The 14,818-nt window shown below is 68.6% G+C and carries 15 protein-coding genes; 10 read left to right on the top strand and 5 right to left on the bottom strand.

Annotated features, from left to right (window positions below):
* Window positions 1-5: 5 nt before the first annotated feature.
* Both C7H73_RS07170 and C7H73_RS07165 read right to left on the bottom strand, forming a co-directional pair.
* The gene (locus C7H73_RS07170) at window positions 6-1,022 is read right to left on the bottom strand and encodes an HpcH/HpaI aldolase/citrate lyase family protein (protein ID WP_106846019.1); all 1,017 of its coding nucleotides are present in this window, start codon (window positions 1,020-1,022) and stop codon (window positions 6-8) included.
* 108 nt (window positions 1,023-1,130) lie between these two features.
* Entirely contained in the window at window positions 1,131-2,117 is a 987-nt protein-coding gene (locus C7H73_RS07165; RefSeq protein WP_106846018.1) for a malate dehydrogenase, read from the bottom strand.
* A 233-nt stretch (window positions 2,118-2,350) separates the two neighbouring features.
* Between C7H73_RS07165 and C7H73_RS07160 the strand changes: the two genes are divergently transcribed.
* From C7H73_RS07160 to fghA, 9 genes are all read left to right on the top strand, one after another.
* On the top strand, window positions 2,351-3,133 hold the full coding sequence (locus C7H73_RS07160; RefSeq protein WP_106846017.1) for a GntR family transcriptional regulator: 783 nt from the start codon (window positions 2,351-2,353) through the stop codon (window positions 3,131-3,133).
* A 125-nt stretch (window positions 3,134-3,258) separates the two neighbouring features.
* The gene (gene sdhC / locus C7H73_RS07155; RefSeq protein WP_106846016.1) at window positions 3,259-3,693 is read left to right on the top strand and encodes a succinate dehydrogenase, cytochrome b556 subunit; all 435 of its coding nucleotides are present in this window, start codon (window positions 3,259-3,261) and stop codon (window positions 3,691-3,693) included.
* Window positions 3,694-3,746: 53 nt separating this feature from the next.
* The gene (gene sdhD / locus C7H73_RS07150; RefSeq protein WP_106846015.1) at window positions 3,747-4,112 is read left to right on the top strand and encodes a succinate dehydrogenase, hydrophobic membrane anchor protein; all 366 of its coding nucleotides are present in this window, start codon (window positions 3,747-3,749) and stop codon (window positions 4,110-4,112) included.
* A gap of 31 nt (window positions 4,113-4,143) precedes the next feature.
* A complete protein-coding gene (sdhA, locus tag C7H73_RS07145) occupies window positions 4,144-5,949 on the top strand; it encodes a succinate dehydrogenase flavoprotein subunit (protein WP_106846014.1) in 1,806 nt (601 codons plus the stop codon).
* Window positions 5,950-5,984: 35 nt separating this feature from the next.
* Window positions 5,985-6,689, top strand: a complete 705-nt coding sequence (locus tag C7H73_RS07140; protein WP_106846013.1) for a succinate dehydrogenase iron-sulfur subunit — start codon at window positions 5,985-5,987, stop codon at window positions 6,687-6,689.
* A 13-nt stretch (window positions 6,690-6,702) separates the two neighbouring features.
* Window positions 6,703-6,987 carry an FAD assembly factor SdhE gene (locus C7H73_RS07135; RefSeq protein WP_106846012.1) on the top strand — a complete coding sequence of 95 codons (285 nt, stop codon included), beginning with the start codon at window positions 6,703-6,705 and terminating at the stop codon, window positions 6,985-6,987.
* A gap of 104 nt (window positions 6,988-7,091) precedes the next feature.
* Window positions 7,092-8,402 carry a citrate synthase gene (locus tag C7H73_RS07130; RefSeq protein ID WP_106846011.1) on the top strand — a complete coding sequence of 437 codons (1,311 nt, stop codon included), beginning with the start codon at window positions 7,092-7,094 and terminating at the stop codon, window positions 8,400-8,402.
* Between the two features lie 146 nt (window positions 8,403-8,548).
* Entirely contained in the window at window positions 8,549-9,664 is a 1,116-nt protein-coding gene (locus tag C7H73_RS07125; RefSeq protein WP_106846010.1) for an S-(hydroxymethyl)glutathione dehydrogenase/class III alcohol dehydrogenase, read from the top strand.
* Between the two features lie 112 nt (window positions 9,665-9,776).
* Window positions 9,777-10,637: an S-formylglutathione hydrolase gene (fghA, locus tag C7H73_RS07120; RefSeq protein ID WP_106847572.1), complete on the top strand. Its 861-nt coding sequence runs from the start codon at window positions 9,777-9,779 to the stop codon at window positions 10,635-10,637.
* 15 nt (window positions 10,638-10,652) lie between these two features.
* Here fghA and C7H73_RS07115 read toward each other — a convergent pair whose 3' ends face one another.
* Complete coding sequence (locus tag C7H73_RS07115; protein ID WP_106846009.1) at window positions 10,653-11,810, bottom strand: PA0069 family radical SAM protein; 1,158 nt, start codon at window positions 11,808-11,810, stop codon at window positions 10,653-10,655.
* A gap of 308 nt (window positions 11,811-12,118) precedes the next feature.
* Between C7H73_RS07115 and rnk the strand changes: the two genes are divergently transcribed.
* Window positions 12,119-12,526, top strand: coding sequence for a nucleoside diphosphate kinase regulator (rnk, locus tag C7H73_RS07110; RefSeq protein WP_106846008.1), 408 nt, complete (start codon window positions 12,119-12,121; stop codon window positions 12,524-12,526).
* A gap of 64 nt (window positions 12,527-12,590) precedes the next feature.
* Here the strand turns inward: rnk and C7H73_RS07105 are convergent, their stop codons facing one another.
* Window positions 12,591-13,703, bottom strand: coding sequence for an acyltransferase family protein (locus tag C7H73_RS07105; protein ID WP_106846007.1), 1,113 nt, complete (start codon window positions 13,701-13,703; stop codon window positions 12,591-12,593).
* A 140-nt stretch (window positions 13,704-13,843) separates the two neighbouring features.
* Window positions 13,844-14,803, bottom strand: a complete 960-nt coding sequence (locus tag C7H73_RS07100) for an NAD(P)H-dependent flavin oxidoreductase (RefSeq protein WP_106846006.1) — start codon at window positions 14,801-14,803, stop codon at window positions 13,844-13,846.
* Between the last annotated feature and the right edge of the window lie 15 nt (window positions 14,804-14,818).

The following is a 14,818-nucleotide window of genomic DNA, read 5'->3' as shown; positions in this document are numbered from 1 at the left end:
GCGGATCAATGGGGGGACGCCATTGTCGCCGCCGCCTGGAACCAGGCCCGGGCTGCGGCGGGCAGCGCCTGGCCGGTATGGTGGGCACGCTCCAGCACCTGCCAGAAGTAGCGGTAGCTGGCGCGGTCGTGCAGTACGCCCTCCGCCGAGATGGGGGCCCAGTCGGCGGCCACGGCGGCCGCAATGATGCGCGCGGCGCGCTCCACCTCCTGCTGCTGCGGCGCAAAGGCCGCGAGGATGGGTCGGATTTGCGCCGGGTGGATGCTCCACATGCGCGTGTAGCCGAACTCGCGCGCGGCGCGGCCGGCGGCAGCCTGCAGGGCGGCCGTGTCGCTGAACTCGGTGACCACGCAGTGTGCGGGCACCTTGCCGTGGGCGTGGCAGGCGGCGGCGATCTCCAGCTTGGCGCGCACCACCAGCGGGTGCTCGAACTGGCCCTGCGAGGACATGCCGGCGGCAGGAATGGCCCCGCCGTGCGCCGAGACGAAGTCCATCAGGCCAAAGCTCAGGCTCTGGATGCGCGGGTGGGCGGCGATCTCGAAGGCGCGGTGCACGGCCGCGGGCGACTCGATCAGCGCATGCAGCGGCAGAGCGGACGCGCCGGCGGCCTGCAGCGCCTGCTCGGCGCGCAGCACGTCGTCCACCGACTCCACCTTGGGCAGCATGACGTGGCACAGCCGCTCGCCGGCCTGGCCGGCAATGATGTCGATGTCGGCGGCGAACGCCGGGTGGTCCACGGTGTGCACGCGCGCGGCCACGCGGGCGCCGGGGGCGGCTTCGCGGGCCAGGCGGGCCACGAGTTCGGCGTGCTGGCGCTCGGCGCCGACGGGGGCGCCGTCCTCGCAGTCCAGCGTCACGTCGAACACGCAGTGGCCGAATTCGCGTGCCATCTCCTGCTGCAGCTGCAGGCTCTTGCGCATGCGCGGCTCCACGCCGCTGTAGTGGTCGCACACCGGCAACGCACCCGCGGCGGCCTGTGCGCCCAGCAGCACGTCGCGGGGATGGGAAGCGGCAGCGTTCATGGGGCCAAAGATGCTACAAAAAGAAGAGCTGCCGGCGCAGACGGGGCGGCCTTTTCAAGGCAAAACACCTGTAAAGCAGCACTCCACCTGCGCAAGCAGCTATTCATTTCAGAGCAGGTGCTTGACGCCGTCCTGCTCGCCCTGCAGCTCGGCCAGCGTGGCGTCGATGCGCTCTTGCGAGAAGGCGTCGATCTCCAGGCCGTCGACGATCTTGTACTCGCCGTTCTCGGTGGTCACGGGGAAGCCGAAGACGATGCCCTTGGGAATGCCGTATTCGCCGTTGGAGGGCACACCCATGGTCACCCACTCGCCCTGGCTGCCCAGGGCCCAGTCGCGCATGTGGTCGATGGCGGCGTTGGCGGCCGAGGCGGCCGAGGACAGGCCGCGGGCGGCAATGATGGCAGCGCCGCGTTTGCCCACGGTGGGCAGGAACACGTCCTTGTTCCAGGCCTGGTCGTCGATCATGTCCTTCACGGACTTGCCGTCCACGGTAGCGAAGCGGTAGTCGGCGTACATCGTGGGCGAGTGGTTGCCCCACACCGTCAGCTTGCGGACGTCGCCCACCTTGAAGCCGGCCTTGGCGGCCAGCTGCGAAGCCGCGCGGTTGTGGTCCAGGCGCAGCATGGCGGTGAAGTTCTTGGCCGGCAGGTCGGGGGCCGACTTCATGGCGATGTAGGCGTTGGTGTTAGCGGGGTTGCCCACCACCAGCACCTTGACGTTGCGCGAGGCAACCTGGTTCAGGGCCTTGCCCTGGGCCGTGAAGATCTGGGCGTTGGCGGCCAGCAGGTCGGCGCGCTCCATGCCGGGGCCGCGCGGGCGGGCGCCCACCAGCAGGGCGTAGTCGGTGTCCTTGAAGGCCTGCATGGGGTCGGAGTGGGCCTCGATGCCGGCCAGCAGCGGGAAGGCACAGTCTTCCAGTTCCATGATCACGCCCTTGAGCGCGTTCTGGGCCTTTTCATCGGGAATCTCGAGCAGCTGCAGGATGACGGGCTGGTCCTTGCCGAGCATCTCGCCGGAAGCGATGCGGAACAGCAGGGCGTAACCGATCTGGCCGGCTGCACCGGTAACTGCAACGCGGACGGGTTTCTTGCTCATGGGAAAACTCCAGATGTCAGACAGGGATGGGTGTGGTGCAAGGCAGCACCAGCGCCGGTCCCCAGCAGCCTCGTGCCCCGCAAACAGCGGGCGATTTTACTGCCGAAAACCGGGCTCGGTCAATTTGTCTTATGTCTTATATAAGATTATGATTGCCTGCCTGCGCCGCGGCGCACGACACGCTCCCAGCCTCCTTTTGCCCCTCGCGACGACAGCCCGCCCCGCCGCAACCGATGTCCTCCACCCCTTCTTCCGCCGCCGATGGCGCCCCTGCCGCGGGCGCCAGCCTGACGCCGGCCTTCAGCCCGCTGTACCAGCAGATCAAGGGCCTGATCCTGCACAGCCTGCAGCACGGCGAGTGGAAGCCCGGCGAAGCCATTCCGAGCGAAACCGAACTGGCGGCGCGCTTTCGCGTCAGCCAGGGCACGGTGCGCAAGGCCATCGACGAGCTGGCCGCCGAGAACCTGGTCATGCGCCGCCAGGGCAAGGGCACCTTCGTAGCCACCCACGCTGAGCAGCAGGTGCAATACCGCTTCCTCAAGCTGCAGCCCGACAACGGCGACGTGCGCGGCGAGGCCCCGGCCGAGCGCACCGTCGTGGAGTGCCGGCGCGTGCGCGCCAGCGCCGATGTGGCGCGCGCCCTGGCGCTGCGCACGGGCGACGCGGTGATGCAGGCGCGGCGCGTGCTGTCGTTTGCCGGCGTGCCGACCATCCTGGAAGACATCTGGCTGCCCGGCCAGGCCTTCAAGGGCCTGACGGCCGGGCAGATGGCCGGCTACCAGGGCCCGACCTACGCCATGTTCGAGCTGGACTTCGGCGTGCGCATGGTGCGCGCCGAAGAAAAGCTGCGCGCCGTGCTGCCCGATCCAGCGCAGGCGCAGTGGCTGGCGGTGGACACCTCCACCCCTCTGCTGAGCGTGGAGCGGCTGGCCTACACCTACAACGACGCGCCCATGGAGCTGCGGCGCGGCCTGTATCGCACCGATACCCACCACTATCACAACGAGTTGAGCTGAGCCACCCGCATTTGCGACATTGCGTACGCAGTCGCCGCAGCCCGGTGCGGTGGCATTGCAATAGAATTTTGGGCTGTCCGCCTGCGCCCGATTACCAAGCAGTTACATCCACGAAAGCACCCGCCATGACAGAGCTTGCCAAGAAGCGTCCTGAATTTCGCAACATCAACATCTTCCACGACGTGCGCACCTACCGCATGCCGCTGGCGGCGCTGGTGTCCATCCTGCACCGCATCAGCGGCATGATCATGTTCATCCTGCTGCCGTTCGTGATCTGGATGTTCGACACCTCGGTGTCCTCGGAAATCTCGTTCGGCCGCTTCACCTCGGCCTTCGCCGCGGGCGTCGGCTTCGTTCCCGGCTGGCTGGTCAAGCTGGTGGCGCTGGCGCTCATCTGGGCCTACCTGCACCACCTCATCGCCGGCCTGCGCCACGTGTGGATGGACGTGAGCCACAGCGCGGTGAACAAGGACTTCGGCCGCCAGTCGGCCGCGTTCACACTGGTCGTGAGCATCGCCCTGACGCTGGTGCTGGGCGCCAAGCTCTTCGGCCTGTACTGAAGCGGCCACCGGCCCGCCCGCAACCCCTTTTTGCAAAAGAACGAGGAAACCCCATGGCTGTGACCTATGGCTCCAAGCGCAATGTCGTCGGCGCCCACTATGGCGTGCGCGACTGGATCGTGCAGCGCGCGACCGCCGTCATCATCACCCTGTTCACGCTGGCGCTGCTGGTGCAGGTGCTCATCGCACGCGGCCCGATCGGCTATGACGTGTGGGCCGGCATCTTCAGCCGCCAGTGGATGAAGGTGATGACTTTTGCGGTCATCGTCTCGATCGCCTGGCACGCCTGGGTGGGCGTGCGCAACGTCTGGATGGACTACGTCAAGCCCGCCGGCATCCGCGTCACGCTGCACGTGCTGACCGCTGCCTGGCTGGTGGCCTGCGCCGGCTGGGGCGCGCAAGTGCTGTGGCGCCTGTGAGCCGCTGTCGTCCCTTGATCGAAAGAAAACAATGAGCTACTCCAAAGCCAACATCACCAAGCGCAAGTTCGACGTCGTCATCGTGGGCGCCGGCGGCTCCGGCATGCGCGCATCGCTGGAGCTGGCGCGCGCCGGCCTGAACGTGGCCTGCCTGTCCAAGGTCTTCCCCACCCGCTCGCACACCGTGGCCGCGCAGGGCGGCGTGTCCGCATCGCTGGGCAACATGAGCGAGGACAACTGGCACTACCACTTCTACGACACCATCAAGGGCGGCGACTGGCTGAGCGACCAGGACGCCGTGGAGTTCATGTGCCGCGAAGCGCCCAACGTGGTGATCGAGCTGGAGCACTTCGGCATGCCGTTCGACCGCAACCCGGACGGCACCATCTACCAGCGCCCCTTTGGCGGCCACACCGCCAACTATGGCGAAAAGCCCGTGCAGCGCGCCTGCGCCGCGGCCGACCGCACCGGCCACGCCATGCTGCACACGCTGTACCAGCAGAACGTGGCGTCCAAGACCAACTTCTTCGTGGAGTGGATGGCGCTGGACCTGATCCGCAACACGCGCGGCGACGTGGTCGGCGTGACGGCCATCGAGCTGGAGACGGGCGACCTGTACGAGCTGCACGCCAAGGCCGTGCTGCTGGCCACGGGCGGCGCGGGCCGCATCTTCGCTGCCTCCACCAACGCCTTCATCAACACCGGCGACGGCCTGGGCATGGCCGCGCGCGCCGGCATTCCGCTGCAGGACCTGGAGTTCTGGCAGTTCCACCCCACCGGCGTGGCCGGCGCGGGCGTGCTGCTGACCGAGGGCTGCCGCGGCGAGGGCGCCATCTTGCTCAACAGCGAAGGCGAGCGCTTCATGGAGCGCTACGCGCCCACCCTGAAAGACCTGGCGCCGCGCGACTTCGTCTCGCGCTCCATGGACCAGGAGATCAAGGAAGGGCGCGGCTGCGGCCCGAACAAGGACTACATCCTGATGAAGCTCGACCACCTGGGCGCGGAAACCATCAGGAAGCGCCTGCCCTCGGTGGAGGAGATCGGCCACAACTTCGCCAACGTGGACATCACCAAGGAGCCGATCCCCGTGGTGCCCACCATCCACTACCAGATGGGCGGCATCCCGACCAACATCCATGGCCAGGTCGTGACCTGGGACGGCGAGAAGAACAACGTGGTCGGCGGCCTGTACGCGGTGGGCGAGTGCTCGGCCGTGTCAGTGCACGGCGCCAACCGCCTGGGCACCAACTCGCTGCTGGACCTGCTGGTCTTCGGCAAGGCCGCCGGCAAGCACATCGTGCAGTTCGTCTCCGGCTACGGCGACCACCAGCCGGTGCCGGCTGACGGTTCGGACCGCACCCTGGCGCGCCTGAACCAGCTGGATGAGTCCAAGGACGGCATCTATGCGCAGGACCTGGCAGGCGAGATCCGCAGCACCATGCAGCAGCACGCGGGCGTATTCCGCACGCAAAAGAGCATGGACGAAGGCGTGGTCAAGATCAACGACATCCGCGAGCGTGTCGGAGCCATCGGCCTGCAGGACAAGTCCAAGGTCTGGAACACCGCGCGCATGGAGGCGCTGGAAGTGGACAACCTGATCGAGGTGGCGCAGGCAACCATGGTGTCGGCCGCCGCACGCCACGAGTGCCGCGGCGCGCACACGGTGGACGACTACGAGCACCCGGCCGACGACCCCGACTTCCCGCTGGGCCGCAATGACCGCGACTGGCTCAAGCACACGCTGTGGCACAGCCAGTCCAACAGCCTGACCTACAAGCCGGTCAACATGCAGCCACTGACGGTGGAGAGCATTCCCCCGAAGGTCCGCACCTTCTGAGCGCCGCCGCCGCGCAGCCCACGAGAGAACACACCATGCAACGCACTTTCAAGATCTACCGCTACGACCCGGACAAGGACGCCAAGCCCTACATGCAGACGCTGCACGTGGAGCTGGACGGACACGAGCGCATGCTGCTGGACGCCCTGGTCAAGCTCAAGGCGCAGGACCCGACGCTGTCGTTTCGCCGCTCGTGCCGCGAGGGCGTGTGCGGCTCGGATGCCATGAACATCAATGGCAAGAACGGCCTGGCCTGCCTGACCAACATGAAGACGCTGCCGGGCGAGATCGTGCTCAAGCCCCTGCCCGGGCTGCCCGTGATCCGCGACCTGATCGTGGACATGACGCAGTTCTTCAAGCAGTACAACTCCATCCAGCCCTACCTGCAAAACGACGAGCCGGTCTCGCCCTTCAAGGAGCGGCTGCAGTCGCCCGAAGAGCGCGAGGAGCTCAACGGCCTGTACGAGTGCATCCTGTGCGCCAGCTGCTCGACCAGCTGCCCCAGCTTCTGGTGGAACCCGGACAAGTTCGTCGGCCCGGCCGGCCTGCTGCAGGCCTACCGCTTCATTGCCGACAGCCGCGACCTGGCCACCGAGGAGCGCCTGGACAACCTGCAGGACCCCTACCGCCTGTTCCGCTGCTACACCATCATGAACTGCGTGGACGTGTGCCCCAAGCACCTGAACCCCACGCGGGCCATCGGCAAGATCAAGGAACTGATGGCGCGCCGTGCCATCTGACGCGCCCGCTGCCATGCAAGAAGACGAGTCGGCGGCCCTGCTGGGCGAACGCGAGGCGGCTGTGCTGCGCTGGCGCTGCCGCCGCGGCCTGGTCGAGAACGACCTGTTCATCGAGCGCTTCTTCGCGCGCCACGGCGACCGGCTCACGGTAGGCCAGGCCCGGGCGATCACCGCGCTGATGGATCTGTCCGACAACGATCTGCTGGACCTGCTCCTGGCCCGCAGCGAGCCGGCCGGCGACATTGCCACCGACGAGGTGAAGGCCGTGCTCGCGCAGATGCGCCACCGCTCGGCCTGACCGCATCCCTTCGCCGGCACCACCCACCACCCTGTCACAGGCCGCAGCGGGCAGCACGTCCGCCTGGCGCGGCTCCACGGTCAACCACCCAAAGGAAACTGGAAATGAAACTCGCAGACAACAAGGCGACGCTGTCCTTCAGCAACGGCAGCCCGAGCGTGGAGCTTCCCGTCTATCAAGGCACCATCGGCCCGGACGTGGTGGACATCCGCAAGCTGTACGCGCAAACGGGCATGTTCACCTATGACCCGGGCTTCCTGTCCACGGCCTCGTGCCAGTCGTCCATCACCTACATCGACGGCGACAAGGGCGAGCTGCTGTACCGCGGCTACCCCATCGAGCAGCTGGCCACCAAGTGCGACTACCTGGACACCTGCTACCTGCTGCTCAACGGCGAACTGCCGGGCGCCGGCCAGCGCGACGACTTCCACAAGCTGGTGCTCAAGCACACCATGGTGAACGAGCAGATGCAGTTCTTCCTGCGGGGCTTTCGCCGCGACGCTCACCCGATGGCCGTGCTGACGGGCCTGGTGGGTGCGCTGTCGGCCTTCTACCACGACAGCACCGACATCAATAACCCCGAGCACCGCCACATCGCCGCTATCCGCCTCATCTCCAAGATGCCGACGCTGGTGGCCATGGCCTACAAGTACGGCAAGGGCGAGCCGTACATGTACCCGAAGAACGACCTGTCGTACTCGGGCAACTTCCTGCGCATGATGTTCGGCACGCCGTGCGAGGAATACCAGGTCAACCCGGTCATCGAGCGCGCGATGGACCGCATCTTCATCCTGCACGCCGACCACGAGCAAAACGCCTCCACCTCCACCGTGCGCCTGTGCGGCAGCTCGGGCACCAACCCGTTCGCAGCCATTGCCGCCGGCGTGGCCTGCCTGTGGGGCCCCGCGCACGGCGGTGCCAACGAGGCGGCGCTGAACATGCTGGAGCACCTGCAGGCCAACGGCGGCATCGCCAAGGTGGGCGAGTTCATGGAGCAGGTCAAGGATAAGAACTCCGGCGTGCGCCTGATGGGCTTTGGCCACCGCGTGTACAAGAACTATGACCCGCGCGCCAAGCTGATGCAGGAGACCACCAACGAGGTGCTGCAGGCCCTGGGCCTGGAAAACGACCCGCTGTTCGCCCTGGCCAAGAAACTCGAACAGATCGCCCTGGAAGACGACTACTTCGTGCAGCGCAAGCTCTACCCGAACGTGGACTTCTACTCGGGCATCGTGCAGCGCGCCATCGGCATCCCGGTCAACCTGTTCACCGGCATCTTCGCCCTGGCCCGCACGGTGGGCTGGATTGCGCAGCTCAACGAGATGATCAGCGACCCCGAGTACAAGATCGGCCGCCCGCGCCAGCTGTTCGTGGGCTCGCCGCGCCGCGACGTGCCCGAGCTGGCACAGCGCTGATCGCCGCGCCCCTGGTCAAGGGCTGATGCCCTTGCCCCCCGGCCCGCAGGTGCCATGCCTGCGGGCTTTTTCGTTTTGGCGGCGCCTGGCCTACAGTCAGGCGCTTGTCCCCACAGCACAACGAACACCGAAAAGAGGTCCCCGCCATGAAATCACGCGCCGCCGTCGCCTTTGCCGCAGGCCAGCCCCTTGAGATCGTCGAGATCGACGTCGCGCCCCCGAAGGCCGGCGAGGTGCTGGTGCGCATCACGCACACCGGCGTGTGCCATACCGACGCCTTCACCCTGTCGGGCGACGACCCGGAAGGGGTCTTCCCGGCCGTGCTGGGCCATGAGGGCGCGGGCATCGTGGTGGAGGTCGGTGAGGGCGTGACCAGCGTCAAGCCCGGCGACCACGTCATTCCGCTGTACACCGCCGAATGCGGCGAGTGCCTGTTTTGCAAGAGCGGCAAGACCAACCTGTGCGTCGCGGTGCGCGCCACCCAGGGCAAGGGCCTGATGCCCGACGGCACCACCCGCTTTTCCTATAACGGCCAGCCCATCTACCACTACATGGGCTGCTCCACGTTCAGCGAGTACACCGTGGTGGCCGAGGTGTCGCTCGCCAAGGTCAGCCCCGACGCCAACCCCGAGCAGGTCTGCCTGCTGGGTTGCGGCGTGACGACCGGCCTGGGCGCCGTGAAGAACACCGCCCGCGTGCAGCCGGGTGACTCGGTCGCCGTGTTTGGCCTGGGCGGCATCGGCCTGGCCGTGGTGCAGGGCGCAAAGCTGGCCGGCGCCGGCCGCATCATCGCCGTCGATACCAACCCGGCCAAGTTCGAGCTGGCGCGCACCTTTGGCGCCACCGACTGCGTCAACCCCAAGGACCACGACCAGCCCATCAGCCAGGTCATCGTGGAGATGACCGGCTGGGGCGTGGACCACAGCTTCGAGTGCATCGGCAACGTCCACGTGATGCGCGCGGCGCTGGAATGCGCGCACCGCGGCTGGGGCCAGAGCGTGATCATCGGCGTGGCCGGCAGCGGCCAGGAGATCAGCACCCGGCCCTTCCAGCTCGTCACCGGCCGCAAGTGGCTGGGCACGGCGTTCGGCGGCGTCAAGGGCCGCAGCGAGCTGCCCGGCATGGTCGAGGACGCCATGGCCGGCCGCATTCAGCTGGCGCCCTTCGTCACGCACACCATGCCGCTGGCCGGCATCAACGAGGCTTTCGAGCTGATGCACCGGGGCGAATCCATCCGCTCGGTGGTGCACTACGCCGGCTGAGCCACTATCAAAACATGAGCTGCTCGCGCTTGATGTACCTGGTTTTCAATGTGTTTTGATATTGAAACCCAAACCGATCAAGCGCAAGCAGCTATCAAAAATGGAGCACCCCATGACCGCCACGCTTGAACTGCTCAGCACCCACGCCTGCTTCGGCGGCGAGCAGCGCTACTACCGCCACGCCTCGGACGCGACCGGCCTGCCCATGCGCGTGTCCGTCTATCTGCCGCCCAAGGCCCTGGCCGGCGCGCCCGTGCCGGCCCTGGTCTATCTGGCCGGGCTGACCTGCACCGAGGACACCTTTCCCACCAAGGCCGGCGCCCAGCGCCTGGCCGCCGAGCTGGGCCTGGCCCTCATCGCGCCCGACACCAGCCCGCGCGGTGCGGGCATCGCAGGCGAGGCCGAGGCCTGGGACTTCGGCGTGGGCGCCGGTTTCTACCTGGACGCCACGCAGGCCCCCTGGTCCGCCCACTGGCGCATGGAAAGCTGGCTGCTGGCCGAGCTGCTGCCGGCCCTGGCCGACGAGCTGCCCATCGACGGAACGCGCCTGGGCCTGACGGGCCACAGCATGGGCGGCCACGGCGCCCTGACCCTGGCGCTGCGCCACCCCGGCCGCTTCAGGAGCCTGTCGGCCTTTGCCCCCATCTGCGCGCCCACGCGCTGCCCCTGGGGCGAAAAGGCGTTCACCGGCTACCTGGGCGCCGACCGCGCCGCCTGGGCCGCGCACGACGCCACCGAGCTGATGAGCGGCCACCAGGCCGCGCCCTACCCCGCCGGCATCCTCATCGACCAGGGCCTGGACGACAAATTCCTGGCCGAGCAGCTGCACCCGCACCTGCTGGAGGCCGCCTGCCAGGCCGCCGGCCAGACCCTGACCCTGCGCCGCCACGCGGGCTACGACCACGGCTACTACTTCGTGCAGACCTTCATGGACGACCACCTGCGCCACCACGCGCGCCAGCTGGCCGGCTGAGGTCGCGCGCGCGCATCAAAACAGCGCGCCCTGCCCCCGTGCCAGCGCCGGGCGGTATTGCGACAGGTCCAGCTCGAAGCGCTCGCGGTGATAGCCCAGGCGGGCGCAGGCCTTGTCAAAGCGCTGGCGCAGCAGCTCGCCCCACAGGCCCGTGCCGCTCATGCGCGTGGCGTGGGCGCTGTCGTAGGCGCGCCCGCGGGCGCGGGCTGCATCGTCCAGGCCATGCAGGTCCTGGATGCGCGCCATGACGCGCGCGGCGCGGTCGGGGTAGTGCAGCTGCAGCCATTCGCGCATCAAAGGGTCCACCTCCCAGGGCAGGCGGATGACGGTGTAGAAGGCGCGCGTGGCGCCCGCCTCGCGCGCGGCAGCCAGCACCTGCTCCATGTCCTCGGTGATGAAGGGGATCTGCGGGGCCACGCTCACGCCCACCGGCACGCCCGCGTCGGCCAGCGCGCGCAGGGTGCGCAGGCGCCGGTGCGGCGCGGCGGCGCGCGGCTCCAGGATGCGGGCGAGCTTGGCGTCCAGCGTGGTGATGGTGACGTAGACGGCGGCCAGCCGGTCGGCCGCCAGCGGGGCGATCAGGTCCAGGTCGCGCTCCACGCCACTGGACTTGGTGATCAGCGAAAACGGGTGGCGCGCCTCGCCCAGCACCTCGACCAGCGCGCGCGTCAGGCGCAGCTCGCGCTCCACGGGCTGGTAGCAGTCGGTGGCCGAGCCAATATTGATCACGCTGGGCTGGTGGCCGGGCCGCGAGAGTTCCGCGCGCAGCAGCGCGGCGACGTTGCGCTTGGCGATGATGCGCGTCTCGAAGTCCAGCCCGGGCGACATGCCAAGATAGCTGTGCGTGGCGCGGGCGTAGCAGTACACGCAGCCGTGCTCGCAGCCGCGGTAGGGGTTGACCGAGTGCGAGAAGAAGATGTCGGGCGAGTCGTTGCGCGTCAGGGCGCTGCGCGCGTCCTCCCAGATGACCTCGGTACGCACGGGCAGGGGCGCGTTGCCCACGCCCGGCTCCCGTGCGTCCCAGCCGTCGTCGAAGGCGTCGCGCTGGTCCGTGCTGAAGCGGTGCGCCATGCGGCTGGCCACGCCCCGCCCCTTGACGGCCTGCACGGGGATGCGCACGGCGGGCGCTTCGCCAGCGCCGGCGTGTTCGTCGGGAAAGGGATCGTGGGCCATGGAAAATAACTGTACGGACATACAGATTTTGCCGCAATGCCCGCTTGCCCGCTTACGCCGTTTGGCCACCCTTGGCAAGCGCCGCGCAATTCGCAGCGTGCCCGTACGAGATTGCTTGGCAAAGCGCAGGCCTGCCCGCACAATGGACGGCATCGCGCCCTGGGGCGCCCACCCAACCGCTCTGGCCCGGACAACCCCGTTGCCCGGGCTTTTGTCCGTCTGGGTCGGGTGGCCGCGGCCGCCGCCCGGGGCTTCGCCCCGGCCACACCACACACAAGCAAACGAACAGTTTCACGGAGCCACATACCATGCTGCGCAAGCCCGCCATCACCCTGTCATCCCTGGACATGGAGCGCCTGGAGGCGCTGCTGGACAAAAGCGCGGCGCCCTTCCCCGGCCGCGACCAGCTGGAGGCCGAGCTGGACCGCGCCGACGTGCTCGACCCCAAGGACATGCCGCCCAACGTGGTGACCATGAACTCCACCGTGCAGTTCACCCTCCTGGAGACCGGCAAGGCCAACACGCTGACCCTGGTCTATCCGCGCGAGATGGACGGCTCGGGCGACAAGGTCTCGGTTTTCGCGCCGGTGGGCATCGCCCTGCTGGGCCTCGCCGTGGGCGATGAGTTCCAGATGCCCAGCCCCACCGGCCAGGTCACGGTGCGCGTGGACTCCATCACCTTCCAGCCCGAGAGCGCCGGCGAGCTGCACCGCTGAAAGCCGCGCTCGCGGCCACCGGCAACAAGGCAGCCCGCGGGCTGCCTTTGTTTTTTCCGTCCATTCAACGCAGCCCGGCCAGCAGCGCCGTCGCCAGCCCGGCGCCCACCAGCCCCAGCTGCCAGCGCAGCGCCTTGTGCCAGGTGGGCACGTAGCGCTCCACCCGCTGGTACAGCACCCAGCCGGCCAGCAGCGACAGCGCAAAGCCCGCCAGCAGGCCCATCGCCGCGGCGCTCACCGAGCCCGGCCACAGGTTGCTGACCAGGGCATTCACCAGCAGGCACACGGCAAAGTGCACCAGAAAGACGGAGTACGAGATCTGCCCCAGCCAGCGCAGTGGCGCCACGCCCTGCCAGCGCGCCACGGGGGCCAGGCGCATCAGGCTGCCCAGGGCCAGGGCCGTGGCGCCGGCCAGGGCGATGCGCTCACGCCAGTCCAGCAGCAGCGCCATCGCCACCAGCGCGGCCATGAGCAGCAGCCAGGCGCGGGACTCGGCCCGAGCGGCCTGCGCCGCCCACCAGGCCATCAGCCCCAGGCCGTAGGCCCCGAAGAAGTACAGCGCCCACACGTCCCAGTCCGCATCGCGGTTGAAGACCAGCAGCGACGCGGCTGCCAGCAGCACCACCAGCGCCTGGCCCGTGCGGGCGCGCCACGCGGGCCGAACCAAGGCGCGCACGCCGGCCAGCAGCAGCACCGTGAGGGCGAACAGCTGGAAGTCGATGGCCACATACCAGGCACCGGCCGACAGCGACTCTTCGCCCGCCACGCCGTGCAGCAGCAGCGCGTGCGCCAGCAGCTGGGCCAGGTCCGGGTCGGGCGAAACGGCCGGGTCATCGAACCACGGCCGCACGGCCGCTGACGTCGCAATCACCATCACCAGTGCCACCGCATACGGCACGACCAGCCGCACGAAGCGCTGGCCGACCTTGGCCGCCGGCGCGCCAAAGCGCGCGCTGCCCTGGGGCGCCAGGCTGGCGGCGGCCAGGTAGCCGGCCAGCACCAGGAACACCTGCACGGCCATGCGCGCGTACTCCACCAGCCCGCTGATGAGCGCGGGCGCCGCCTGCGCCACCAGCGGCGGCAGGGGGCCGTAGAAGGCCAGGTGGTGGGCCACGATGGCGGCGCACGCCACGGCCTTGGTGCAGTCGATCAGGGCGCTGCGTGGGGGGCTGGACATGGAGGGGCGAGAGGCCAAGCAAAAACAAAAAGCCGGCTCCCGGTAAGAGGGGCCGGCTGCGGTCGGCGCGGGCCGCATTGTGCGCCTTTCGCGGCTTTTCTGCGCGCGGCCCGCGGGCGCCGCGGGCGGGGCCTGGCGCCTCAGGCGGCGGCCAGCAGGCGCTTGCGGGCGGCTTCGTATTCGCGGCGCAGGCGGGCCACCAGCTCGGCCGCGGGCACCACGGCGTCGATCGCGCCGATGCCCTGGCCACAGCCCCAGATGTCCTTCCAGGCCTTGGCCGCGGCGCTGCCGCCGAAATTCATCTTGCTGGGGTCGGATTCGGGCAGGTGGTCCGGGTCCAGCCCGGCGGCGCGAATCGACGGCGCCAGGTAGTTGCCATGTACGCCGGTGAACAGGTTGCTGTAGATGATGTCGTCCGACGTGCCATCGACGATGGCCTGCTTGTAGGCCTCCGAGGCGCGCGCCTCCTCGGTGGCGATGAAGGCCGAGCCGATGTAGGCGAAGTCGGCTCCACAAGCCTGCGCCGCCAGCACCGCGCCGCCCGAGGCGATGGAGCCGGACAGCGCCAGCGGGCCGTCAAACCACTGGCGGATCTCCTGCACCAGCGCGAACGGGCTCTTCACGCCGGCGTGGCCTCCCGCCCCTGCCGCCACGGCGATCAGGCCGTCGGCGCCCTTCTCGATGGCCTTGCGGGCGAACTTGTTGTTGATGATGTCGTGCAGCACCACGCCGCCCCAGCTGTGCACGGCCTGGTTCACGTCCTCGCGCGCGCCCAGGCTGGTGATGACGATCGGCACCTTGTACTTGGCGCAGACCTGCATGTCGTGCTCCAGCCGGTCGTTGCTCTTGTGCACGATCTGGTTGATGGCGAACGGCGCGGAAGGCTGGTCCGGGTGGGCCTTGTCCCAGGCGGCCAGCGTCTCGGTGATCTCGGCCAGCCAGTCATCGAGCTGCTCGGCCGGGCGGGCGTTGAGCGAGGGCATGGAGCCGATGATGCCGGCCTTGCACTGCTCGATGACGAGCGTGGGGTTGCTGATGATGAACAGCGGCGAGCCGATGACGGGCAGCGTGGTTTTCTGCAGGGCTGCGGGCAATGCCATGGCGATGTCTCCAGG

Origin of the sequence: Pulveribacter suum (assembly GCF_003013695.1) — a bacterium.
GTDB lineage: Bacteria > Pseudomonadota > Gammaproteobacteria > Burkholderiales > Burkholderiaceae_C > Melaminivora > Melaminivora suum.
This window is presented reverse-complemented; position numbering and strand designations above follow the sequence as displayed.

Bases quoted from the DNA above. Each gene is read 5' to 3' on its own strand.
- C7H73_RS07115 (WP_106846009.1), bottom strand. From the start codon at position 11,810: ATGGCCCACGATCCCTTTCCCGACGAACACGCCGGCGCTGGCGAAGCG.
- C7H73_RS07130 (WP_106846011.1), top strand. From the start codon at position 7,092: ATGAAACTCGCAGACAACAAGGCGACGCTGTCCTTCAGCAACGGCAGC.
- sdhD (WP_106846015.1), top strand. From the start codon at position 3,747: ATGGCTGTGACCTATGGCTCCAAGCGCAATGTCGTCGGCGCCCACTAT.
- C7H73_RS07160 (WP_106846017.1), top strand. From the start codon at position 2,351: ATGTCCTCCACCCCTTCTTCCGCCGCCGATGGCGCCCCTGCCGCGGGC.
- C7H73_RS07170 (WP_106846019.1), bottom strand. From the start codon at position 1,022: ATGAACGCTGCCGCTTCCCATCCCCGCGACGTGCTGCTGGGCGCACAG.
- C7H73_RS07140 (WP_106846013.1), top strand. From the start codon at position 5,985: ATGCAACGCACTTTCAAGATCTACCGCTACGACCCGGACAAGGACGCC.
- C7H73_RS07100 (WP_106846006.1), bottom strand. From the start codon at position 14,803: ATGGCATTGCCCGCAGCCCTGCAGAAAACCACGCTGCCCGTCATCGGC.
- fghA (WP_106847572.1), top strand. From the start codon at position 9,777: ATGACCGCCACGCTTGAACTGCTCAGCACCCACGCCTGCTTCGGCGGC.
- sdhC (WP_106846016.1), top strand. From the start codon at position 3,259: ATGACAGAGCTTGCCAAGAAGCGTCCTGAATTTCGCAACATCAACATC.
- sdhA (WP_106846014.1), top strand. From the start codon at position 4,144: ATGAGCTACTCCAAAGCCAACATCACCAAGCGCAAGTTCGACGTCGTC.
- rnk (WP_106846008.1), top strand. From the start codon at position 12,119: ATGCTGCGCAAGCCCGCCATCACCCTGTCATCCCTGGACATGGAGCGC.
- C7H73_RS07165 (WP_106846018.1), bottom strand. From the start codon at position 2,117: ATGAGCAAGAAACCCGTCCGCGTTGCAGTTACCGGTGCAGCCGGCCAG.
- C7H73_RS07105 (WP_106846007.1), bottom strand. From the start codon at position 13,703: ATGTCCAGCCCCCCACGCAGCGCCCTGATCGACTGCACCAAGGCCGTG.
- C7H73_RS07125 (WP_106846010.1), top strand. From the start codon at position 8,549: ATGAAATCACGCGCCGCCGTCGCCTTTGCCGCAGGCCAGCCCCTTGAG.
- C7H73_RS07135 (WP_106846012.1), top strand. From the start codon at position 6,703: ATGCAAGAAGACGAGTCGGCGGCCCTGCTGGGCGAACGCGAGGCGGCT.